The following is a 22,062-nucleotide window of genomic DNA, read 5'->3' as shown; positions in this document are numbered from 1 at the left end:
CGGGTCACAGCCAGCCGTAGCGCCGGAAGGCCCGGTAGACCACCGCGGAGAGCACGGCCGTCACCCCCACCATCAACGGGTAGCCGAAAGTCCACCGCAGTTCCGGCATGTGTTCGAAGTTCATCCCGTAGAAACCGGCGATCATCGTCGGGATCGCCAGGATGGCGGCTGCCGCGCTGATGCGCCGCATATCGGTGTTCTGCTGCACGGCGAGCTGGCTGAGATTGGCCGACAACAACCCGTCCACCAATTCGGTGTATCCGGCCAACCGCTCCCGGACATGGGAGAGATGATCGGCGACGTCCCGCAGATAGCGGCCGACTTCGGGGCCGATGACGGCGTACGCGTCCTCCGCCAGGCGCTGCAGCGGGCGGGCCATCGGGTGGACGGCCCGCTTGAACTCGATCAGCTCGCGCTTGAGCTGGTAGATCCGCTCCGCGTCGTCGCCGTGGCCGGACGAGAAGACGTCCGACTCCAACTGGTCGACGTCCAGCTCCACCTGGTCCGCGACGTCCAGGTAGTCGTCGACGACCTGGTCCGCGATCGCGTGCAGCACCGACGCCGGGCCCTGCGCGAGCAGGTCCGGCCGCGCCTCCAGCGAGGCGCGCACCCGGGACAGGCCCGGGGCGCTGCCGTGCCGGACGACCACCACGAAGTCCTTGCCCAGGAACATCATGATCTCGCCGGTGTCGACGACCTCGCTGGTCGCCGTCAGCCGCTCGTGCTCCACGAAGACGATGGTCTTCAGCACCAGGAAGAGCGTGTCGCCGTAGCTCTCCAGCTTCGGCCGCTGGTGCGCCTTGACGGCGTCCTCCACGGCGAGCGGGTGCAGGCCGAACACGTCGGCGATCTCCCCGAGGTGCTCGGCGTCCGGCTGGTAGAGCCCGATCCAGGCGAACCCGCCGCGCTCCCTGGCCACCGCCAGCGCCTCACCGGGCGGCAGGGTCGCGGAGCGCTTGCCGTCCTCGTACACCGCGCAGTCCACGATCACGTCCGCGGTGCACTTGCGGGGCGTGGGCAGCGCGCCGCCCTTCTCGTCGAGGGTGTGCCACTTGCCCCCGCTCCCGCTCCTGCGCCACTGCCGACCGGTCATCGTGTCCTCCTCGGTACGTATCCGAGGAAGTATCTCCGATCGGGCCGGTGCGCCGTCCGTCCGGCCCCGCCGGGGTCAGGCCCCCGCGGCCCCGCGCGTCCCGTGCAGGACCGCCATCGCCGCGTTGTGCCCGGGGATCCCGCTGACCCCGCCGCCGCGCACCGCGCCCGCCCCGCACAGCAGCACGGCGGGGTGTGCGGTCTCCACGCCCCAGCGGCCGGTGTCCCCGGAGGCGTACGGCCAGCTCAGGTCGCGGTGGAAGATGTGGCCGCCCGGCAGCCCGACCTCGCGCTCCAGGTCGAGCGGGGACTTCGCCTCGATGCAGGGCCGGCCGTCGGCGTCGAGCGCCAGGCAGTCGGCCAGCGGCTCGGCCAGCACCGCGTCGAGCTGGGCGAGGGTCGCCTTGAGCAGCGCCTCCTTCGTCCCGGCCGGGTCGGCGGCGAAGAGCCGGGCGGGCGCGTGCAGTCCGAACAGGGTGAGGGTGTGCGCGCCCTGCGCGGCCAGCGCGGGGGAGAGGATCGAGGGATCGCTCAGCGAGTGGCAGTAGATCTCCGACGGCGGGGCGGCCGGGACCGCGCCCGCCGCGGCCTGGGTGTACGCGGTCGCCAGCTCGTCGTACGACTCGGCGACGTGGAACGTGCCGGCGAACGCCTCGCGGGGGTCGACGGAGGTGTCCCGCAGCCGGGGCAGCCGGCTCAGCAGCATGTTGACCTTGAGCTGGGCACCCTCCGGGCGCTCCGGGGCCGGCTCGCCGAGCAGCCCGGCGAGGGTGTGCGGGGCGGCGTTCACCAGTACGTGCCCGGCGCCCACCCGGCCGCCCTCGAAGGAGACTTCGGCGCGCCCGCCGTCCGTCGCGATGCCCGTCACCTCGCACCCCGTGACGATCTCCGCGCCGGCCGCGCGGGCGGCCCCGGCCAGCGCGTCCGTCAGCGCGCCCATGCCGCCCACCGGCACGTCCCAGTCGCCGGTGCCGCCGCCGATGACGTGGTAGAGGAAGCAGCGGTTCTGCCGCAGCGTCTCGTCGTGGGCGTGGGTGAACGTGCCGATCAGCGCGTCGGTCAGCACGACGCCCCGGATCAGGTCGTCCTCGAACGCCGCCTCGACACTCTCACCCAGCGGACGTTCGAACAGCGCCTCCCAGGCGGCCGGGTCGTCCACGATCCGCTCCAGCTCCGCCCGGGTCGGCAGCGGCCCGGTCAGCGTCGGGAAGACCCGCTCCGCCACCCGCTGCGTCATGGCGTAGAAGCGCTGCCACGCCGCGAAGTCCCGTTCGGAGCCGGTGCGGCGCGCGAAGCCCTCGCGGGTCCTGGACGGATCCTGCGCGTCGACCAGCAGTCCCCCTCCGGGATACGGGGTGTACGAGGAGATCCGGCGGCGGCGCACCGCGAAGCGCAGCCCCAGCTCGTCCGTGATCTTCCGCGGCAGCAGGCTGACGAGGTACGAGTAGCGCGACAGCCGCGCGTCGACCCCGGTGAACGCCCGGGTGGACACGGCCGCGCCGCCGGTGGCCGGCAGCCGCTCCAGCAGCAGCACACCGCGCCCGGCGCGGGCGAGGTAGGCGGCGGCCACCAGACCGTTGTGGCCGCCGCCCACGATCACGGCGTCGTACGAGAAACGCTTCGGTGCGCGGGACGCCGCGGTGTCGGAGGACATGCCCGCACGATAGGGCCTGTCCCGCGGTGGGAGAACGGCCCCTCGCCGCGCGGGCGGAAGGGCCGGCCCGCCGGGCGCGCCCCTACGGCCGCAGTTCCTGGGTGCAGCACTTCACGCTGCCGCCCGCCTTGTGCAGCTCCGACAGGTCGGCCGCGACCGGTTCGAAACCGCGCTCGCGCAGCGGTCCGAAGAGCCCGGTGGCGCCGCGCGGCAGCACCACGTGGCGGCCGTCGCTGACGGCGTTCAGGCCCAGTGCGGCGGCGTCCTCCGCGGTCGCCAGCAGGGCGTCGGGGAAGAGCCGGGCCAGCACCCGGCGGCTGCCGGGCGAGAACGCGTCGGGGAAGTACATGACCTCGCCCGCCGTGTCGTCGAGGACGGCGAACGCGGTGTCGAGGTGGTAGTAGCGCGGGTCGGTCAGCTCCAGCCCGATGACGGGCCGGCCGAAGAACTCCTGGGCCTCGGAGTGCGAGAGCGGGCTGCTGCGGAAGCCCATGCCGGCCAGGATCCACTGCGAGGTGACGGCGAAGTCGCCCTCGGCCTCGTTGATGTGCTGCGGCTCGCGCACCTCGGTGAACCCGTTGCGGGTGAACCACGCCAGGTGCGCCGGCGCCTCGGCGGTCCGCTCCGCGTTGAAGAACCGGGCGCCGAGCACCCGGCCGTCCACGACGGTGGCGCCGTTGGCGGCGAAGACCATGTCGGGCAGGCCGGGCTCCGGGGCCAGCACCTCGACGGTGTGGCCCAGGGAGCGGTACAGGTCCCGCAGTTCCTCCCACTGGAAGAGCGCGAGCACGGGGTCGACCGGTTTGGCCGGGTCCATCCACGGATTGATGGAGTAGGTCACCCGGAAGTGTTCTGGCGGGCACATCAGATACCGCCGAGGTGTGGCGGTGCGGACTGAGCGCAATGCGGGCTCCTCGTCGTTTGAGGCTCCGGTGGAACGCCGATGGGGTCGCGTGCCGCGTGGGTTACGTACGCGCACAAATCGTCCACCCTCGGGGGCCGAAAAACACCGAGCCGATCCGGTGGTTCGCGGCCCGGTTTTCATACACGGCGGCCTGTCCGCGTGCCGCGGTGTACGGCTCCTGCGCGCCCACCTTCTCCGCGCCCAGCTTCTACGCGCCCAGCGGGCAGGCGTCCGCGAGGTCGGCGAAGACGGCGCTGTTGAGGGCGAAGGCGGTGCGGCACTCGTCCACGACGCGCTGCTTCTCCAGGTCGTCGACGGCCAGGGCGTCCAGCAGCTCGCGGTACTCGCGCTTGAACGCGGCCGGGTTGCCGATCCCCTCGAAGACGTAGAACCGCACGCCGTCGCCCTTGCGCTCGAACCCCCAGGTCCTCTCCGCGATGCCGCGGATCACCTGCCCGCCGGAGAGGTCCCCGAGATAGCGGGTGTAGTGATGTGCGACATACCCCGCCGGCCACGTCCGGGCGACCTCGGCGACCCGCTCCGCGTACGCGGCGGTGGCGGGCAGCGGTACCGACCGCTGCTGCCAGCCCGCGCCGAGCAGGTGGTCCAGGTCGCGTTCGAGCGCGGCGACGCGCAGCAGTTCCGCGCGGACGAAGGGACCGGCGACCGGGTCCCCGGCCAGTGACGGTGCCGCGTCCTCCAGGGCCCGGTAGACGAACCACAACTGCTCGGTGTAGCGGGCGTAGGCGTCCACTCCGAGGCGGCCGCCGAGCAGATCGCTCATGAAGGTCGAGTTCTCGGCCTCGGTGTGCTGCTCATGGCTGGCGTCGCGGATCACCGTGGAGAACGGGGACGGCGTCAAAGGAGACCTCCTGCTGCGGGCGTACCGTGATCCTCGCAAGTTAGGTTTACCTAAGTCAAGAGGATCCCGACGGCCTGTCGGGAACAGCGCTCCCCAAGTCCTTCCACCCCGGCTGTGCGTTCATTCCGGACAAGAGGCAGGATGATGCCCACCACCCGCGTACCGTGGACCATGGACGTGGGGGTGAGGGAAGGAGCCCGATGGCAGGCAAGAGCAGGTTGTCCGAGTGGCTGCGCCGCCGATCGGCAGGCTCGGACAGCGATCCCGGATCTGCTCCCGCCCTGGCCCGCGAGGAACTGGTCCAGGCAGCGGCCGCCGCCGGCTTCCCCGTCGCACCGGCCGCCCACCCCTCCGGCTACGGCTGTTCCTGCGACCGCGTGGGCTGTCCCACCCCGGGCATGCACCCGGTCTCGTTCGCCTGGCACACCCAGGCCACCACCGACCCGCAGAAGATCGAGAACTGGCTGCGCACGCAGCCGCTCGCGAACTTCATCGCCGCCACCGGCGCCAGCCACGACGTGCTGGACGTGCCGGCCGACGCGGGCGCCATCGCGCTGGAGCGGCTCGCGGCCGAGGGCGCGGACGCCGGCCCGGTCGCCGCCTACGGGGACGACCGGCTGCTGTTCTTCACCGCCACCCGCGGCACCCCCGTCGACGAGGACGAGTGGTGGCCCTGCGAGCTGGACTGCCACCCCGAGACCGTCGACGAGCACCCCGGCCTGCGCTGGCACTGCCGCGCCAGTTACGTGCTGCTGCCGCCCGCCAAACTCCCCACCGGTGGCACCGTGACGTGGCTGCCCGGCCGCGGCCCGGAGCGTCCGCTGCCGGACCCGCTGCCGCTGCTGGAGGTCCTGATGGACGCCTGCGCGCGGGTGGAGTACGTGCCCGAGACGGTGGGCTGGCGGCTCTGACGCCCGGCCCGGCCCGGCCCGGCCCGGCTCCGCGCCGGGCCGCCCCGCTCACCCGCTCCCGCTCACTCGCCCTTGGCGGAGACCAGTCCCAGCAGGCGGCTCAGGAAGACGACCTTCCCCTGGGCGTCGTTGGCCGGCGGGACCAGGACGGCCTGCTCGGCCACCCGGACCAGCGTGACGGAGTTCTTCGGGGTGCCGGTCATCAGCGCCTTGGTGTCCGGGTCGTCGACCTTCAGCGGCTTGCCCGGGGGGGTGGTCAGCCGCGACTGGTGGCGGGAGGCGAAGAACACCACCGCCCCGCCGTCCGTGGTCCGCAGCCCCACCGGCGGGAACTCGCCCGCGCCGACCGGCTGGTCGGCGTACGCGGTGACGGCGGCCGAGGTGCCCGCGCTCTTGCGGCGCTGCTGGCGCACCTGCGAGGTCTGCGTGCCGTCGGCGAAGGCGAGCGTGGCCGCCGTGCCGCTCTGCAGGTACGAGGTGTAGGCGGCGCTGAGCCGGCCGGGCTCGACCAGCAGCCCCGAGCCGTCCAGCGGCACCGGCTCGGCGTAGCCGTCGTGGTCGAGCGTGAACTTCGGCATCCCGCCCGGGCCGACCACCGCCAGGTACGAGACCTTCCACGAGTCGCTCACGGCGGCCCGCTGGAAGACCAGCAGCCAGCGGGAGCCGCCCGCCGAACTGCTGAGCGCGTCGGCGGCGAACCACCGGGGCCAGCCGCGCTGCTTCGGTATCAGGAAGCGCGCGTCGGTGAGCGTCAGCGGCACCGCCGCCGGATTGCCCTCCGGGTGGTTGGTGTGCCGGGCCGTCAGACCGGCCTGGTCCATCGCGCCGAGCGCGCCGGTCTCCGCCTTCGCCAGCACCGCCGGGTCGTAGCTCCGCTTGGCGTCGTTGTTGAGCCGGGTGAAGCGTTCGAGGGCCTTGGCGGCCTCAGCCTTCGTCACCGCCGGCACGAGCGCCCGCTCCCCGTGCACGGTCACGCAGCCCGCCAGCGGCGTCAGCGTGAGCAGCAGCACTGCGGCTGTCAGGGACCACCTGCGGCGGGTCATTCGGCGTCGGCTCCTTCGGGGCTGCTGCGGTCGGCGCAACCCTACCGGGGGCGAGGAAGAAGGCCATGGTCGGTACGAGATACAGCAGCCACACCGTGACCTGGGCGACGGTGGGGTCCGGCTGGAAGTTCAGCACGCCCTTCAACACGGTGCCGTACCAGCTGTCCTGGGGGATCGTGGAGCTGATGTCGAAGGCCACCGAGTGCAGGCCGGGGATCCAGTCGGCCTCCTGCAGATCGTGCACGCCGTAGGCGAGCACGCCCGCCGCGACCACGACCAGCATCGCGCCGGTCCAGGTGAAGAACTTCGCCAGGTTGATCCGCAGCGCGCCCCGGTAGAAGAGCCAGCCGAGCACCACCGCGGTGAGCAGGCCCAGCGCGACGCCGATCAGCGGCTGCGTCGACCCGTCCTCGGAACCGGCGGCCGACACGGCCGCCCAGACGAAGAGCGCGGTCTCCAGGCCCTCGCGGCCGACGGCGAGCAGCGCGGTCGCGACGATCGCGAAGGTCCCCATGGCGAGCGCCGCGTCGAGCTTGCCGTGCAGCTCCTTCTTCAGGTGCCGCGCGGTGCGCCGCATCCAGAAGACCATCCACGTGACCAGGACGACGGACAGGATCGACAGCGAGCCGCCGAGCGCCTCCTGCGCCTTGAAGTCCAGCGTCGAGGAGCCGTACTGCAGCAGCGCGCCGAAGGAGGCGCTGACGACGACGGCCACGGCCACGCCGATCCACATCGGCAGCAGGGCCTCACGGCGGCCGGACTTCACCAGGTACGCGATGAGGATGCAGACGACGAGACTGGCCTCGAGCCCTTCGCGCAGGCCGATCAGATAGTTGCCGATCACGGCCGGTCACTTCCCTTCGAAGAGGCCGCGGCCCCACCAGTCGGAGGCGTCGCGCACGCCCGGGGGGCAGGCGAAGTGCGCGGAACCCACGTGCTGGATGTACTCGTTCAGCGCGTCGGTCCTGGCCAGCCGGTTCTGCACCGGGATGAAGCCGGACCGCACGTCGCGCTGGTAGGCGAGGAAGAACAGCCCGGCGTCGAGCCGGCCCAGGCCGTCGGTGCCGTCGGTGAAGGAGTAGCCGCGGCGCAGGATCGTCGCACCGGCGTTGCTGTCCGGGTGCGCCAGGCGGACGTGCGCGGTCGGCAGCATCGCCTTGAGGTTCGGGGTGTCGTGCTCGCGCTGCTTGCCGACCGCCGCGCCCTCGCCCTTGCTCCGGCCGAAGATGTCCTCCTGCTCCTTGAGCGGAGTGCGGTCCCAGGTCTCGATGTGCATGCGGATGCGCCGGGCGACGAGGTAGGAGCCGCCGGCCATCCAGGCGGCGCCGTCCTTCGCGGACGCCCACACGTGCGCGTCCTGCGTCGCCCGGTCGCTGCCCGCGACGTTGTGCGTGCCGTCCTTGAACCCCATCAGGTTGCGCGGGGTCTGCTCGTCCGGCGTCGTCGAGGACGTCTTGCCGAAGCCCAGCTGCGACCAGCGCACGGCGACCTTGCCGAAGCCGATGCGCGCCAGGTTGCGGATCGCGTGCACGGCCACCTGCGGGTCGTCCGCGCACGCCTGGACGCAGAGGTCGCCGCCGCTGCGGGTCGCGTCCAGGTTGTCGTGCGGGAACGCCGGCAGGTCGACGAGGGCGGTGGGGCGGTGCGCCTTGATGCCGAAGCGGTCCTTGCCGTCCTTCTCGAACAGCGTCGGGCCGAAGCCGATGGTGATCGTCAGCCGGGAGGGCGGCAGGCCGAGCGCCTCGCCGGTGTCGTCCGGCGGGGCCTCGGGCAGGCCGCCGACGGCGCCCTCGCCGACCGGCCGGCCGGCCGTCATCGCGGCGGCCGCCGCCGTCCACTCCTTGAGCAGCGCGACCAGTTCGGCGCGGTCCTCGGTCTTGACGTCGAAGGCCGCGAAGTGCAGCCGGTCCTGGACCGGGGTGGTGATGCCGGCCTGGTTCGCGCCGTGGAACGCGACGACGTTGGCCGCCGCGCCCGCGGGCTGCACGTCGCCGCCGGTGCGCACGGCTGCCGCGGCGCCACCTGCGGCGGCGGCGCCGAGCGCGATGCCGGCACCGGTCCAGCCGATGACGGCGCGCCGGGAGACCGGGCCCTTGGCCCGCCCTGCCGTGCCGTCCCCAGCCGCCCCGTCCTGCTGGGACGGGGCCGCTTCGGTGGTCTTCTCGTCAGCCATGGGGTCTCCGTTACTTCGCGACGGCCGCGGCCAGCTTGGAGAGCGGCTCGGCCAGCGCGTTGACGCCGTCCGAGAGCTCCTTGCGCTGGGCCGCGTTCACGGTGTCGTACGAGACGAAGGTGGCACCGCTCCGGTACTTGTCGAGCAGGGTGTTGATGGCGGCGAACTGCTTGTCCAGTTCCTTGGCCAGCTCGGGGCTGTTCTGCGAGGCGACCGGCTTGAGCAGCTCGTACGCCTTCTGCGCGCCGCCCACGTTGGCCTTGAAGTCCGACAGGTCGGTGTGGCTGTAGCGGTCCTCCTCACCGGTGACCTTCCCGGTGGCGACCTCGTCCAGCAGCTCCTTGGCGCCGTTGGCCATGCTGGTCGGCGTGATCTCCGCCGTGCCGACCCGCTTCTGCCAGCCGGTGAGGTCGGTGAGCAGCTGCGCGGCGAGCTGCTTGTCCTCCGCGGAGATCGCCTTGGTGGCCCACAGCGACTTCTCCAGCTTGTGCCAGCCGGTCCACTTCTGGCCGGGCTCCAGGCCGTCCTCGCGGGTGTCGGTCTTCGGGTCGATGTCGCCGAAGGACTCGGCTATCGGCTCGGTGGACTCCCAGCCGGTGCGGGACGGGGCGAAGGCCGCCTTGGCCGCCTCGATGTTGCCCGCGATGACCGCGTCGGTGAAGACCTTGACCTTCGGGATGGTCGCGTCGGCCTCGCTCTGCGCCCACTTGCGGTACTCGGCGACGGCGGTGTCCAGCCGCGGGTCGTTCTTCTTCGGCGCGCCGGTGCCGGTGACGGTGACCTTGGTGCGCAGGCCGTCGCCCTTCATGCCCGGCTTGCAGGTGACCTCGTACTCGCCGGCCTTGAGCTCGGCGGAGATGTCGGCCTTGGTGCCGGGGCCGATGTTCTCGCGCTCGGTCACGATCTTGTCGCCCGGCGCGTAGACGTAGAGCTCGTTGACCTTGGAGCCCTTGTTCTCGAACGCGAACTTCACGTGCCCGGCCGGGAAGCTGGTCTTGGAGACCTTGCAGGAGTCGTCGGAGGCGGTGACCTGGACCGCGTCGGACGCGTTCGCGTCCGTCTTCTTGGAGCACCCGCTGACTGCGGCGAGCGCCGCGACGACCGCGACGGCGGTGACGACGGAGAGACGGGCTGCGGGCATGCGGGGCTCCAGGCGGTTCAGGGACGCTCACGACAGGTTCGGCCGGTGAGGCTGGCCTAACTTATCTGAGCCTTGCCTTTGTGGTACCCGCAGGGTCGCCCGATGTCCAGTGATTCCGGTCTCACCGGACGCACGCGGGGGCGCGCCGCGGCGCGCCCCCTGCCCCCGTCACGGCAGCGTGAGCACCTCTGCGCCGGTTTCGGTGACGACCAGGGTGTGCTCGAACTGGGCGGTGCGCTTGCGGTCCTTGGTGACCACCGTCCAGCCGTCCTCCCAGATCTCGTAGTCGTGGGTGCCCAGCGTGAGCATCGGCTCGATGGTGAACGTCATGCCCGGCTTGATCACGGTGGTGGCGTGCGGGGCGTCGTAGTGCGGCACGATCAGCCCGGAGTGGAAGGACGTGTTGATGCCGTGCCCGGTGAAGTCCCGGACCACCCCGTAGCCGAAGCGCTTGGCGTACGACTCGATGACGCGCCCGATCACGTTGATCGCCCGGCCGGGCTTGACCGCCTTGATCGCCCGGTTCAGCGACTCCTCGGTCCGCTCGACCAGCAGCCGTGACTCGTCGTCCACGTCGCCGCACAGGTAGGTGGCGTTGGTGTCGCCGTGCACCCCGTGGATGAACGCCGTCACGTCCAGGTTGACGATGTCGCCGTCGCGCAGCTCGGTCGAGTCCGGGATGCCGTGGCAGATGACCTCGTTGATCGACGCGCAGAGCGACTTCGGGAAGCCGCGGTAGCCGAGGTCAGAGGGGTAGGCGCGGTGGTCGCACATGTACTCGTGCGCGACGCGGTCCAGCTCGTCCGTCGTCACCCCCGGCGCGATGTGCTTCGACGCCTCGACCATCGCCCGGGCGGCGATCTGCGAGGCGATCCGCATCTTCTCCACGGTCTCGGCGTCCTGGACCTCAGGGCCGGTGTACGGGGTGGGCGCGGGCTTGCCCACGTACTCGGGCCGCGGGATCGAGGCGGGAACCGGGCGCGGCGGGGAGAGCTTGCCGGGGACGAGGAGCGGCTGACCAGACATGCCGACGAGTGTATCGGCGGGCGATCGGGCAGGCTGGCGGCAGGTACTCGTACATCAGGAGGCGGACATGGCGCTGTTCAGAGCGAAGAAGCCGGCCGGCAAGCCGGGCGAATGGTTCTACTGCCTGGAGCACAAGAAGGTCGAGGAAGGGCCCGAGTGCCCGGCCAAGGACCGGTTCGGCCCCTACGCCACCCGCGCCGAGGCCGAGCACGCGATGCAGACGGCGGCCGACCGCAACCTGCAGTGGGAGACGGACCCCCGCTGGCACGACAAGCCGGCGGCCGGGGACGACGCGCCGGGCCCGTCCGGCCCCTGAGGGCCGGCGCCGGGCTCAGAGCGCCGCGGCCGCCGGTGACGCGGCGGGCGGGGCGGCGGGTCCGGGCTCCGGCCGCGCCTTGGCCTGCCGCATCCGCACCGCGTGCTCGTTGGTGCGGGCGTCGTAGGACATCAGTTTGGGCAGCGCCAGGGCGAGCAGCCCGACCGCCGCGACGCAGGCCACGCCGCCGCTCCACACCGAGGCGCGGGCGCTGGTCAGCGCCGCCATGCCGCCGGCCCTGACCTGGCCCAGCTGCGGCCCGACGGAGTACGACAGCAGCTCGATGCCGGCCAGCCGGCCGCGCAGCTCGTCCGGGATCGTCTGGTTCCACATGGTGCTCCGGCCGATGCCGCTGACCATGTCGCAGCCCCCGGCGACGGCGAGCAGCAGCAGGACAAGCCAGATGTTCGCCATCCACCCGGCGACCGCCATCGCCGCCCCCCAGCCGACCGCGGAGACCACCACCAGCCGGCCGTGCCGGTGGATCCGCGTCGTCCAGCCGCTGGTCACGCTGACCGCGAGCGAGCCGACCGACCCGGCGGCGTACATCAGGCCCAGCGCCCAGGGGGCGTGCAGGTCGTCGGCGAGGAACGGGAAGATCGCGGTCGGGAAGGCGAAGAACATCGCCGCCATGTCGATCGCGTACGTGCCCAGCAGCTCCTTGCGGCTCCAGGCGTAGCGCGCGCCCTCCGCTATGCCGCGCAGCGACGGCTTCTCCGCGTCGTGCGCCGCCGGTGACGGCCGCAGCCCCATGGCCAGGGCGACCGAGACGGCGAACGTCCCGATGTCGATGGCGTACGCCCACGACAGCCCGGCGAACGCGATGAGCACGCCCGCCAGCGACGGGCCCGCGATGGCGCCGACCTGCCAGCGCAGCGCGTTCAGCGACGCCGCGGCCGACAACTGGTCGTGCGCGACGATCCGCGGCACGATCGAGTCCAGCGCCGGGCGCTGCAGGCCGGTCAGGGCGCTCGACATCGCGGCCACCACGTACAGCGGCCACACCATCGGGTGCGGCAGCAGCGTGTTGGCCAGCAGCAGCGCGGAGAGCAGCCCGAGCGCGGCCTCGCTGTAGAGGATCAGCTTGCGGCGGTCCATGGAGTCGGCCAGCGCGCCGCCGTACAGCCCGAACACGATCAGCGGCACGAGCTCCACGGCGCCGATCGCGCCGACCGCGACCGCGGAGCCGGTCAGCTCCTTGATCTGCACCGGCAGCGCCACGAAGGTCAGGAAGCTGCCGAACACCGTCACCACCCCGGCCAGCCACATGAGGCGGAAGTCGCGCGAGGAGCGCCAGGGGGCCAGGTCAGGGAGGAGGGCTCTCCACCGTGACGTGGACGGACCGGGTTCGGGAAGGCTGTCGTTCACGGGTTCGCATGCTCCGCCTCCGGGCCGCGCGGGGCAAATCGATTTCCGGCCCGTGCCGATCCTGGCGGGCGGCGCTCGGCGGCTACCAGCGGGCCGGTGGAGGTGACGTCAGCTGGTCGGCCAGCCGGGCCAGCCGGTCGCGGAACGAGCCGCGGCGGCGGGGGGCCGGCAGGGTGTTCTCCCCGGCCGCGGCGGCGACCAGGTGCTGCAGCAGGTCCATCCCCATCGGCGCCGGGGCGCCCGCCGGATCCCGCTCCCCGGGACCGGGGTCCGCCTCCGGCGGCACGGTCAGCGCGTCGTGCGCCAGCTGCCGCAGTCCCGGGTCGCCCGCGTCCATCGCCAGCACCGTCGCGCCGGCCCGGCGGGCGTCCGCCACCCGCTCCAGCAGCGCGTCCCCCGGCGGCTGCGGGCTGGCCACGAACACCGTCTCGCCGCGCCGGGCGGCCTCCAGCCGCCGCAGTCCCACCGCCAGGTGCGCGGGCGCCCCGGCCGGGATCCGGAACCGCACCAGCGTCGGCGACAGCCCCGTCAGCCCGCTCCACGCCGCCTCGTCGTCCAGGTGCGCCGCCAGATGCCACGGTTCGTACTCCGAGGTCCCCACCAGCAGCAGGCCGCCGGGACGCCGGTGCACCGAGGTCCGCAGCGACGCGGCGAAGGACCGGGTGGCCTGGAGCCACTCGGTCCCGGCCAGTACTTCCCGCAACAACGCCACCCGCACCGCGTCCATGCCGGGCATCCTGCCGGACGGCCGGTGCCGCCCGGGCCCGCTCGCGGCACTTCCCCCACAACGAGTGGTGCCGGGCACGGCGTGGCAGGATCGCCCGCATGACTTCCCCTGACGATGTGAACACCGCCCCCGCGTCCGCCCCCGCAGCCCCCGCCAAGGCGCCGGCCAAGGACCCCTGGGACCTGCCGGACGTGTCCGGCCTGGTGGTCGGCGTGCTCGGCGGCACCGGCGACCAGGGCCGCGGGCTCGCGTACCGGCTGGCCAAGGCCGGCCAGAAGGTGGTCATCGGGTCGCGCAACGCGGAGCGCGCGCGGACCGCCGCCGACGAGCTGGGGTTCGGGGTGGAGGGCGCCGACAACGCGGAGTGCGCCCGGCGCAGCGACATCGTGATCGTGGCGGTGCCGTGGGACGGGCACGCCAAGACGCTCCAGTCGCTCCGGGAGGAGCTGGCGGGCAAGCTCGTCGTCGACTGCGTCAACCCGCTGGGCTTCGACAAGCAGGGCGCGTACGCGCTCAAGCCCGAGGAGGGCAGCGCCGCCCAGCAGGCCGCCGCGCTGCTCCCGGAGTCCCGGGTGACCGCGGCCTTCCACCACCTGTCGGCGGTGCTGCTGTCGGACCCGGAGATCGCGGAGATCGACACCGACGTGATGGTGCTGGGCGAGGTCCGCGCGGACACCGACCTCGTCCAGGCGCTGGCCGCCCGCATCCCCGGCATGCGCGGGGTCTTCGCGGGCCGGCTGCGGGGCGCGCACCAGGTCGAGTCGCTGGTCGCCAACCTGATCTCGGTCAACCGGCGCTACAAGGCCCACGCGGGGCTGCGCGTCACGGACATCTAGCGACGGGTCCCGCGGCGGTTCCGGCGGGGCACGGGAGCCGGCGGGTCGTGGGACACGGCGGGGCATGGGGGACAATCGACGGGACCGTATGTCACCGGTTTCCGGACAGGAGCTCCTCCCCATGCCCCGCCTCGCCGTCTACGCCCTCGCCGTGTTCGTGCTCACGGCCGCCGCGGCCGTCGTCTCCTTCGCGAACGGCAGCTGGACCGGCGTCGTCTGGATCCTGCTGGCGGGCCTGTCCAGCAACATGTGCTGGTTCTACCTGCGCCGGGCGAAGGCCGAGGCCAGGGCCAGGGCTCAGGAGGAGGACCAGAACCTGAAGAGCGTGTAGCCGTAGTCGCTCGCGCCCGCCGGCACGTCGAACCAGTCCATCAGGGTGTAGACGAAGTCGAAGAACGCCCGGTTGACCTCCGGGATCCACAGGCACCCGAAGACCGCCAGCAGACCGAACTGCGCGAACGGCTCCACCTGCCGGCGGACGTCGTACGACAGCCACGGCTCGATGATCCCGTAGCCGTCCAGGCCCGGCACCGGCAGCAGGTTCAGGATCGCCGCCGTCACCTGGAGCATCGCCAGGAACGCGAACGCCGCCAGGAAGCCGACCGGCCAGGAGTCCGTCGCGCCCAGGGTGAACGGCAGCATCAGGACGATCGCGAAGAGCACGTTCATCAGCGGTCCGGCCGCCGAGATCGCGCTGTGCCGCCAGCGCCCGCGGATCCGGCCGCGCTCGATGAAGACCGCGCCGCCCGGCAACCCGATGCCGCCCATGATCACGAAGAGCACCGGCAGCACGATGCTGAGCAGGGCGTGCGTGTACTTCAGCGGGTTCAGCGTCAGATAGCCCTTCTCGCCTATCGTGATGTCCCCGCTGTGCAGCGCCGTGCGCGCGTGGGCGTACTCGTGCAGGCACAGCGAGACGACCCACCCGGAGACCACGAAGAGGAAGACGGCGAAGCCGGGGCTGGCCGAGAACCCGGTCCACACCGCCCAGCCCGACACGGCCATGATCGCCGCTATGCCCAGGAAGATCGGGCTGACCCGGTGGTCGCTACGGGTATCTGTGCTGCTCATACGGGGATGATGTCGCCGGACGGCCGTAATTTACAAGCCGGTCCCGGGAATGAGGGCAAGATGGGGGCGTGCGTTACGCGATCCTCGGCTCCACTCAGGTATTCCGCGACGACGGTACCCCCGTCCCGCTCGCGGGGCTGCGCCTTCGTGCGTTGCTGACGGCGCTCGCCCTGCGCCCCGGACGGCTGATAGCCGCCGAGTCCCTCATCGACGAACTGTGGGCCGACGATCCGCCCGCGAACGCGACCGGTGCGCTCCAGGCACTGGTCGCGCGCTTGCGCCGGGCCATCGGCCATGACGCCATCGGGTCCGCCGACGGCGGCTACCGGCTCTGCGCCCCGCCCGAGGCGGTCGACGCGCACCGCTTCGAGCGGCTGGTGGACGAGGGCGGCCGGGCACTGGCCGACGGCGACCCGGTGAAGGCCTCCGACCTGCTGGAGGACGCCCTCGCCCTGTGGCGGGGACCGGCGTTCGCCGACCTGCCCGACCGGGACACCCTCGCGGTGCGCTGCGACGAACTGCGGCTGGAGGCGGTCCGGCTGCGGCTGACCGCCGGGCTCGCGCTCGGCCGCGCCGAGCGGCAGCTGCCCGAACTCGCCGGGCTCGCCGCCGCCCATCCGCTCAACGAGTCCATCCGCGCCCTGCACATCCGGGCGCTGCGCGACGCGGGCCGTACCGCCGACGCGCTCTCCGCGTACGAGGACGTCCGCCGCGACCTGGCCGACGAGCTGGGCACCGACCCGAGCCCCGAGCTGCGCGCCCTGCACACGGAACTGCTGGCGCCCGCGCCGGAGGGCGATCCGGCGCCGCCACCGCGCGCCGACGCGCGGGCCCCCTCCGGGCCGCCGTCCGCCGCCACCGCCCGCCGCTCCGGCAACGCCCGCGCCCGGCTCACCAGCTTCGTCGGCCGGGCGGCCGAACTCGCCGCGATCGGGGAGGACCTGGCGGCGGCCCGGCTGGTCACCCTGACCGGACCCGGCGGGACCGGCAAGACCCGGCTGTCGCAGGAGACGGGCGACCTGGTCGGCGAGCGCTGGCCCGACGGCGTCTGGTACGCGGAGCTGGCGCCGGTCAGCGACCCGCGGACGGTCCCCGAGGCGGTGCTCACCTCGCTCGGGCTGCGCGAGACGCTGCTGCACCCCGGCAGCGTCTCCGAGCAGGCGCTGGCCAAGGAGGGCATGACCAAGGACCCGGCCAGGGCGCTCGTCGAGTACTGCGCGGGCCGCAGCCTGCTGCTGGTGCTCGACAACTGCGAGCACGTCATCGACGCGGCCGCCGCCCTCGCGGAACAGCTCCTCGAGCACTGCCCCGGTGTCACCGTCCTCGCCACCAGCCGCGAACCGCTGGGCGTGCCCGGCGAGCGCGTCAGGCCGCTGGACCCGCTGCCGGACCCGTTCGCGCTGCGGCTGCTCGCCGACCGCGGCGCCGCCGCCCGGCCCGGCTTCACGGTGGAGGACGACCCGGTCGCGTGCGCCGAACTGTGCCGCCGGCTGGACGGGCTGCCGCTCGCCATCGAACTGGCCGCCGCCCGGCTGCGCAGCCTCACCCCGCGCCAGCTCGCCGACCGGCTCGACGACCGCTTCCGGCTGCTGACCGGCGGCAGCAGGACCGTCCTGCCCCGCCAGCAGACGCTGCGCGCGGTCGTCGACTGGAGCTGGGACCTGCTGGACCCGGCGGAGCGGATCCTGCTGCGCCGGCTGGCCGTCTTCGCGGGCGGCTGGACGCTGGAGGCCGTCGAGGAGGTGTGCTCCGACGACGGGATCGACGCCGCCGACGCCCCGGCCCTGCTCGGGTCGCTCGTCGACAAGTCGCTGGTCCTCGCCGACCTCACCGACGACGGCGCCCGCTACCGGATGCTGGAGACCATCGGGGAGTACGCGGCGGAGCGGCTGGCGGAGTCCGGCGAGCGCGCGGTGGTCGAGGGCCGCCACCTGCGCTGCTTCCGCGAGTACATCCGCACCGCCGACCCCGAGCTGCGCGGCGCCGACCAGCTGCTGTGGCTGGCGCGGCTGGAGCGCGAGCACGAGAACCTGCGGGCCGCGCTGCGCCGCGCCGTGGAGCTGGGCGACGAGCAGGAGGCGCTGCAACTGGTGCTGGCCTGCGGCTGGTTCTGGGAGATGCGCAACTACTACACCGAGCAGCAGACCTGGCCGACCGCCGTGGCGGCGCTGGGGCCCGACCCGTTCGACGTGCCGCCGGTGCTGGAGCCGGTGGAGCACGGCCCGCTGCACACCCCGCCGCCGATGGGCCCCGCGCAGCTGGACGAGGCGCGGCGCTGGGTGCGGATGATGAAGCTCGTCACCAACGGCGGGGACGTGGAGCACCGCTGGGGCGAACCCGACGTCGCCAGGGTCGGCCGGGCGATCATCGAGAGCTACCCGCCGCACCTGCCGCAGACCGCCCGCCGGCCGGGGCTGATGAGCCCCTTCGCGGCCTTCCTGTCCGGGGAGTTCGAGCGGATGCCGGAGCTGGTGGACAACCTGGTGCGCAGCTGCCGGGAGTTCGGCGGCCCGTGGGAGCTGGCCTTCGCGCTGCAGATCCGCGCGAAGATGCTCAACGACGTGACCGAGAAGCTCGACCAGTCGATGGCCGACGTCCGGGAGAGCCGGGAGCTCTTCCGCCAGGTCGGCGACCGCTGGGGGATGGCCGAGGCGCTCGCCGCCGAGGCCGAGGCGGCCGCGAACAGCGGTCAGTGGGAGCGTTCGGCGGAGTGCTGCCGCGAGGCGATCACGATGGCCCGGGAGCTGGGCTCGTACCAGATGGTGCCGCTGCTCAACGTGCGGCTCGGCGACATGATCATCAACACCGGGGACGCGGAGGCGGGCGAGGCGCTGCTGCGGGCGGCGATCCTGGACGCCGACGAGGTCGGCCCCGCCGCGGGCGGCTCCGCCTTCTACGGGCGGGTCCTGCTCTGCGCGCTGCTGGGCCGCCGGGGGGAGCTCGAGGAGGGCCACGCCATCGTCGACGAGATGCTGGCCGCCCCGCCGGTCGGCGTCCCGAAGTTCGTCTCCGGGATGCTGCTCGGCATCAAGGGCTGGCTGACCTGCCGCAGCGGCGACCCCGAAGCGGGTCTGCGGTACCTGCGGCAGGGGCTCGACGAGCTGACCGCCACCACGCTCACCGAGGTCATCGCCCCGCGGATCGGCATGCTGCTGGTGCCGGTGGCGGTGACCATCCTGGTCGCGAAGGCGTCCTCCGCCACCCCGCAGGAGGCGACGGAGCTGGCGACCCGGGCCGCGGGGCTGCTCGGGGCGCACGACCGGCTGCGGCCCACCGTCCCCTCCCCGCTGGAGCGGGAGGAGCTGGCGGACGGCAGGCGGGACCTTCTGGAGCTGCTCGGCGACACCGCGTTCGGACGCGCCTACGCGGCGGGCGACGGTCTCTCCGCCGTGGAGACCGTCGCCCTGATGCGTGCGTGACGAGCACCTGCCCGCAAGCCGGCCCGGTACGGGCCGGCCGGTGCCGGTCAGGTCTTGTTGCGGAACTTGCGTACGGCCAGCGGCGCCGTGACCACCGTGATGCCGACCGCCCAGGCGAGGGTGACCAGGACCGAGTGGGCCACCGGCCCGCCGTTCATCAGGTTGCGCGCGGAGTCCGCCAGGTTCGACAGCGGATTGACGTCGGTGAAGCTCTGCAGCCAGCCCGGCATCGTCGTCGGCGGAGCGAAGATCGACGATCCGAACTGCAGCGGCATCAGGACGAGCATGGCCACCCCCTGTACGGCCTGCGCGGTCTTCATCGTCAGTCCCAGCAGGATGAAGATCCACATGAGTGAGGCGCCGAAGACCATCGACAGCGCGACCGCGGCCAGCAGGTGGAACACGGACGTCGAGATCGACAGGCCCAGGATGAACCCCATGATCAGCAGAATCGTGGTGGCGACCAGCATGCGGCCGATCTCCACGATGATCTTGGCGATCAGCACCGACGACCGGGCGATCGGCATGGTGCGGAAGCGGTCCATCACCCCGGTGCTGAAGTCCTGGTTGACCCCGCTGCCGACGGCCATCGAGATGTTCATGCCCATCATGGCCATCAGGCCGGGGATCACGTAGTTCACGTACTCGTGCTGGTTGCCCTTGCCGGAGATCGCGCCGCCGAAGACGAACACGAACAGCAGCGTGAAGATGATCGGCATCAGCACGGCGTCGAACATCGACTCCGGGTCTTCCTTGATCTGCAGCATGTTGCGGCGCGCGAGCGCCCCGATGTGCCGCAGGTTGGCCCGGAACCCGATCCGGCCCTCGTCGTTCTGCGCCTTCGCGGGCGCGGTGGTGGTGATGACTGCGGCGCTCATACCGCTACCCCCTCTTTCACGTCGAACTTCTCGGTGGCGGACCCGGACCGCTCGCCGGAGCCGGTGCCGCCGGCGCTGTCGGACTGCTCGCCCTGCTCCGGCTTCTGGCCGGTGATGGAGAGGAACACCTCGTCCAGGCTGGGGAGATGGGTTCCGATGCCGGCGATGCCGTAGCCGCGCGCACCCAGCAGCCCGACCACCGACGTCAGTTGCTCGTCGCTGAGGATCGGGACGTTCAGCACGCCCTCCCCGTGGTCGACGGTGGCGCCGGCCACCCCGTCCAGCCCCGCGTCCGCGAGCGCCGCCGCCATCGCGGGCAGCGTCACCGTCTCGATCGGCCGGATCTGCAGGGTCCGCCCGCCGACCTTGGCCTTGAGCTCCGCTACCCGGCCGTTGGCGATCACCCGGCCGCGGTCGATGACCGTCAGCTCGGTGGCGAGCTGCTCGGCCTCCTCCATGTACTGCGTGGTCAGCAGGACGGTGGCGCCCTCGGCGACCATCCGCTTGACCTCGGCCCACACCTCGTTGCGGGTGCGGGGGTCGAGGCCCGTCGTCGGCTCGTCCAGGTAGAGCACGGCCGGGTTGCCGATCATGGACGCCGCCAGGTCCAGCCGGCGCCGCATGCCGCCGGAGTACCCGCTCGCCGGCCGCTTGGCGGCCTCGGTGAGCGAGAACCGCTCCAGCAGCCCGTCGGCGCGGGACTTCGCGTCCTTGCGGGAGAGATCGAGCAGCCGCCCGATCATGTAGAGGTTCTCCCAGCCGGAGAGCTTCTCGTCCACCGAGGCGTACTGCCCCGTCAGACCGATCACCCGGCGCAGCTGCCGCGGCTGCTTCAGCACGTCGTACCCGGCGACCCGGGCGGTGCCCGCGTCCGGCTGGATGAGGGTGGAGAGCACCCGGACCAGCGTCGTCTTCCCCGCGCCGTTCGGCCCCAGTACACCCAGCACGGTGCCCGGCCGTACATCGAGGTCCACACCGTCCAGGGCCTTCGTCTCACCGTAGTGCTTGACCAGCCCCCGTACCTCGACGGCGGCGCCCATCTCGTCACTCTGTCGCGTCGTCATGGGTCAACCTTGGCGGGACCGGCTGACAGCGGACCGACACGGACCTGACAGCGCGCCCGCCGAACTGACACGGCGATCACACGGCGCCGACACGGCCCTCAGGCGGTCGGAACGGTGACCAGGTGCTTCCCGGTGGAGGTGACGACGTCGAAGCCGGTGATGTCGGCGGGGGAGAGGCCCGCCGCGCCCTGGACGGTGAGCGGTTCGGGCTGCGAGGTGGTGCCGTACCCGGCCGCCGGTACCGACCAGGTGGCGACGGTCTGCCGGCTGCCGTCCCGGCCCACGGCGACGAGACTGCAGGTCAGCGGGCCGTTGACCCCGGAGAGCCGGAGGTCGACCTGGGTGCCCCACTTCTTGCCGGTGACCCCGACCGTGGCACTGGCCCCGGTCGCCGGGTCGCCCCCGGTGAACTGCGTGGCCGCCTGCGTCGAGGGGGTGTCCTGCTGGGTGACGAGGACCGCGACGGCCGAGCCGCAGAGGGCCAGCACCCCGCAGGCCGCCAGCGCGAGCACCAGCCGCCGGCCGCGACCCGGCCGCCGCCGCGAGGGGCGGTGCGTCGGGACCTGCGGCGCCGGGTACGCGGAGGGCGGCACGGGCTGGGGGTGGGACCGGGCGAACGGCTGGGCCGACGTGCCGCCGGCCGGCCACTCCTGCACCGGCTCCGGCATGCCGCCGCTCTGCCGCAGCTCACCGAGGAGCGGTACGAGTCCGCTCAGCTCGTCCAGCTGGCGTCCGCACGCGTCGCAGCCCACGAGGTGCTCCTCGAAGCGCGTCATCGCGGCGTCGTCGAGCGCGCCGATGAGGTAGGCGCCGACCTCCAGGTGCGGGTCGAGGGGTGCCCCCGGCCCGGGTGCGTACTCGGTCATGAGGTGGTCACCCCTCTCTCCTCCAAAGCGTTCCTGAGCGCCCGCAGGGCGTAGAAGACCCGGGAGCGCACCGTGCCCGCCGGTACGCCCAGCTCGTCCGCCGCCTCGGTCACCGTACGGCCCGCGAAGTACGTCTCGATCAGCACCTGCCGGTGCGCCTCGGTCAGATCGCCGAGCGCGTCGGAGATCGTCATGAGCCGCAGGGACCGGTCGAGTTCGTCCTCGGCGGGCAGCTGGTCGAGCGCGGCCGGCGGAGCCTCCGGCGGCCGGGACTGCCGGCTGCGGTGGCCGTCGATCACGATACGTCGCGCGACGGTCACCAGCCAGGGCCGCAGCGAACGGGCCGCCGGATCGAGCCGTCCCGCGCTCTTCCAGGCCCGCAGCAGCGTCTCCTGGACGACGTCCTCCGCCAGGTAGCGGTCACCGCCCACCAGGTTCAGCACGAAGCCGAGCAGCGCGCCCGCGTGTTCGCGGTAGAGCGCGCGCATGAATTCCTCTTCCGGGAGCGGCCCGGTCGCATCCCCGTCCACGGCGGCATCCTGTCGTACCCGGCGCCGCGGCGCGAGTGTCGGCGATGAGTCGTTCCGCATCAGTGACCGTTCGAGCCGGTGCGGGCCGGTGCGGGCGGCGCGGTACTGCCGTTGAAAGCGATGGGCATGATGACTTCCCGTACTGTGCGGGCTCCGCCACCGGAGGCGGCGCTCACCCTGT

21 protein-coding genes are annotated in these 22,062 nt (G+C 72.7%); 5 read left to right on the top strand and 16 right to left on the bottom strand.

Annotated elements, in window-relative coordinates; all coding sequences use genetic code 11:
* Positions 1-4 precede the first annotated feature (4 nt).
* The 4 genes from corA to ABZ721_RS08995 all read right to left on the bottom strand — a co-directional run bounded on the left by corA (position 5) and on the right by ABZ721_RS08995 (position 4,512).
* Entirely contained in the window at positions 5-1,093 is a 1,089-nt protein-coding gene (gene corA, locus ABZ721_RS09010; RefSeq protein ID WP_358787939.1) for a magnesium/cobalt transporter CorA, read from the bottom strand.
* 75 nt (positions 1,094-1,168) lie between these two features.
* Positions 1,169-2,746: an NAD(P)/FAD-dependent oxidoreductase gene (locus tag ABZ721_RS09005; RefSeq protein ID WP_358787938.1), complete on the bottom strand. Its 1,578-nt coding sequence runs from the start codon at positions 2,744-2,746 to the stop codon at positions 1,169-1,171.
* Between the two features lie 82 nt (positions 2,747-2,828).
* Positions 2,829-3,650: a dimethylargininase gene (ddaH, locus tag ABZ721_RS09000; protein WP_358787937.1), complete on the bottom strand. Its 822-nt coding sequence runs from the start codon at positions 3,648-3,650 to the stop codon at positions 2,829-2,831.
* Positions 3,651-3,858: 208 nt separating this feature from the next.
* The gene (locus ABZ721_RS08995; RefSeq protein ID WP_358787936.1) at positions 3,859-4,512 is read right to left on the bottom strand and encodes a biliverdin-producing heme oxygenase; all 654 of its coding nucleotides are present in this window, start codon (positions 4,510-4,512) and stop codon (positions 3,859-3,861) included.
* Positions 4,513-4,712: 200 nt separating this feature from the next.
* On the opposite strand from ABZ721_RS08995, the gene ABZ721_RS08990 reads away from it, so the two are divergent.
* Complete coding sequence (locus tag ABZ721_RS08990) at positions 4,713-5,423, top strand: bifunctional DNA primase/polymerase (RefSeq protein ID WP_358787935.1); 711 nt, start codon at positions 4,713-4,715, stop codon at positions 5,421-5,423.
* 62 nt (positions 5,424-5,485) lie between these two features.
* Here ABZ721_RS08990 and ABZ721_RS08985 read toward each other — a convergent pair whose 3' ends face one another.
* The 5 genes from ABZ721_RS08985 to map all read right to left on the bottom strand — a co-directional run bounded on the left by ABZ721_RS08985 (position 5,486) and on the right by map (position 10,806).
* Entirely contained in the window at positions 5,486-6,466 is a 981-nt protein-coding gene (locus ABZ721_RS08985; protein ID WP_358787934.1) for a hypothetical protein, read from the bottom strand.
* Positions 6,348-7,310 carry an iron uptake transporter permease EfeU gene (gene efeU / locus ABZ721_RS08980; RefSeq protein ID WP_358787933.1) on the bottom strand — a complete coding sequence of 321 codons (963 nt, stop codon included), beginning with the start codon at positions 7,308-7,310 and terminating at the stop codon, positions 6,348-6,350. The genes ABZ721_RS08985 and efeU overlap by 119 nt, the downstream gene beginning before the upstream one ends.
* 6 nt (positions 7,311-7,316) lie before the next feature.
* Positions 7,317-8,639, bottom strand: coding sequence for an iron uptake transporter deferrochelatase/peroxidase subunit (gene efeB / locus ABZ721_RS08975; RefSeq protein ID WP_358787932.1), 1,323 nt, complete (start codon positions 8,637-8,639; stop codon positions 7,317-7,319).
* 10 nt (positions 8,640-8,649) lie between these two features.
* Positions 8,650-9,780 (bottom strand): iron uptake system protein EfeO, encoded by a 1,131-nt coding sequence (gene efeO / locus ABZ721_RS08970; protein WP_358787931.1) that lies wholly within the window; start codon positions 9,778-9,780, stop codon positions 8,650-8,652.
* 168 nt (positions 9,781-9,948) lie between these two features.
* Entirely contained in the window at positions 9,949-10,806 is an 858-nt protein-coding gene (map, locus tag ABZ721_RS08965) for a type I methionyl aminopeptidase (protein ID WP_358787930.1), read from the bottom strand.
* Between the two features lie 67 nt (positions 10,807-10,873).
* On the opposite strand from map, the gene ABZ721_RS08960 reads away from it, so the two are divergent.
* Positions 10,874-11,122, top strand: coding sequence for a hypothetical protein (locus tag ABZ721_RS08960; protein WP_358787929.1), 249 nt, complete (start codon positions 10,874-10,876; stop codon positions 11,120-11,122).
* A 15-nt stretch (positions 11,123-11,137) separates the two neighbouring features.
* Here the strand turns inward: ABZ721_RS08960 and ABZ721_RS08955 are convergent, their stop codons facing one another.
* Complete coding sequence (locus tag ABZ721_RS08955; protein WP_358787928.1) at positions 11,138-12,490, bottom strand: MFS transporter; 1,353 nt, start codon at positions 12,488-12,490, stop codon at positions 11,138-11,140.
* An 82-nt stretch (positions 12,491-12,572) separates the two neighbouring features.
* Positions 12,573-13,217: a hypothetical protein gene (locus tag ABZ721_RS08950; protein WP_358787927.1), complete on the bottom strand. Its 645-nt coding sequence runs from the start codon at positions 13,215-13,217 to the stop codon at positions 12,573-12,575.
* A 98-nt stretch (positions 13,218-13,315) separates the two neighbouring features.
* Between ABZ721_RS08950 and npdG the strand changes: the two genes are divergently transcribed.
* Positions 13,316-14,053, top strand: coding sequence for an NADPH-dependent F420 reductase (gene npdG / locus ABZ721_RS08945; RefSeq protein WP_358787926.1), 738 nt, complete (start codon positions 13,316-13,318; stop codon positions 14,051-14,053).
* 121 nt (positions 14,054-14,174) lie between these two features.
* Entirely contained in the window at positions 14,175-14,384 is a 210-nt protein-coding gene (locus ABZ721_RS08940) for a hypothetical protein (protein ID WP_358787925.1), read from the top strand.
* Here ABZ721_RS08940 and ABZ721_RS08935 read toward each other — a convergent pair.
* Positions 14,351-15,124, bottom strand: coding sequence for a site-2 protease family protein (locus ABZ721_RS08935; protein WP_358787924.1), 774 nt, complete (start codon positions 15,122-15,124; stop codon positions 14,351-14,353). The genes ABZ721_RS08940 and ABZ721_RS08935 overlap by 34 nt on opposite strands.
* Before the next feature lie 68 nt (positions 15,125-15,192).
* Here ABZ721_RS08935 and ABZ721_RS08930 point away from each other — a divergent pair, with 68 nt between their 5' ends.
* The gene (locus ABZ721_RS08930; protein WP_358787923.1) at positions 15,193-18,543 is read left to right on the top strand and encodes a BTAD domain-containing putative transcriptional regulator; all 3,351 of its coding nucleotides are present in this window, start codon (positions 15,193-15,195) and stop codon (positions 18,541-18,543) included.
* A 47-nt stretch (positions 18,544-18,590) separates the two neighbouring features.
* Here the strand turns inward: ABZ721_RS08930 and ABZ721_RS08925 are convergent, their stop codons facing one another.
* The 4 genes from ABZ721_RS08925 to ABZ721_RS08910 all read right to left on the bottom strand — a co-directional run bounded on the left by ABZ721_RS08925 (position 18,591) and on the right by ABZ721_RS08910 (position 21,881).
* The gene (locus tag ABZ721_RS08925) at positions 18,591-19,421 is read right to left on the bottom strand and encodes an ABC transporter permease (RefSeq protein ID WP_358787922.1); all 831 of its coding nucleotides are present in this window, start codon (positions 19,419-19,421) and stop codon (positions 18,591-18,593) included.
* Positions 19,418-20,485 carry an ATP-binding cassette domain-containing protein gene (locus tag ABZ721_RS08920; RefSeq protein ID WP_358787921.1) on the bottom strand — a complete coding sequence of 356 codons (1,068 nt, stop codon included), beginning with the start codon at positions 20,483-20,485 and terminating at the stop codon, positions 19,418-19,420. The genes ABZ721_RS08925 and ABZ721_RS08920 overlap by 4 nt, the downstream gene beginning before the upstream one ends.
* A 98-nt stretch (positions 20,486-20,583) precedes the next feature.
* Positions 20,584-21,351 (bottom strand): zf-HC2 domain-containing protein, encoded by a 768-nt coding sequence (locus ABZ721_RS08915; protein WP_358787920.1) that lies wholly within the window; start codon positions 21,349-21,351, stop codon positions 20,584-20,586.
* Positions 21,348-21,881, bottom strand: coding sequence for a sigma-70 family RNA polymerase sigma factor (locus tag ABZ721_RS08910; protein WP_358787919.1), 534 nt, complete (start codon positions 21,879-21,881; stop codon positions 21,348-21,350). Before ABZ721_RS08910 ends, ABZ721_RS08915 begins: the two co-directional genes overlap by 4 nt.
* Positions 21,882-22,062 lie beyond the last annotated feature (181 nt).

It is taken from the genome of Streptomyces sp. NPDC006733 (assembly GCF_040636125.1).
In the GTDB taxonomy this organism is placed as follows: Bacteria; Actinomycetota; Actinomycetes; order Streptomycetales; family Streptomycetaceae; genus Actinacidiphila.
This window is presented reverse-complemented; position numbering and strand designations above follow the sequence as displayed.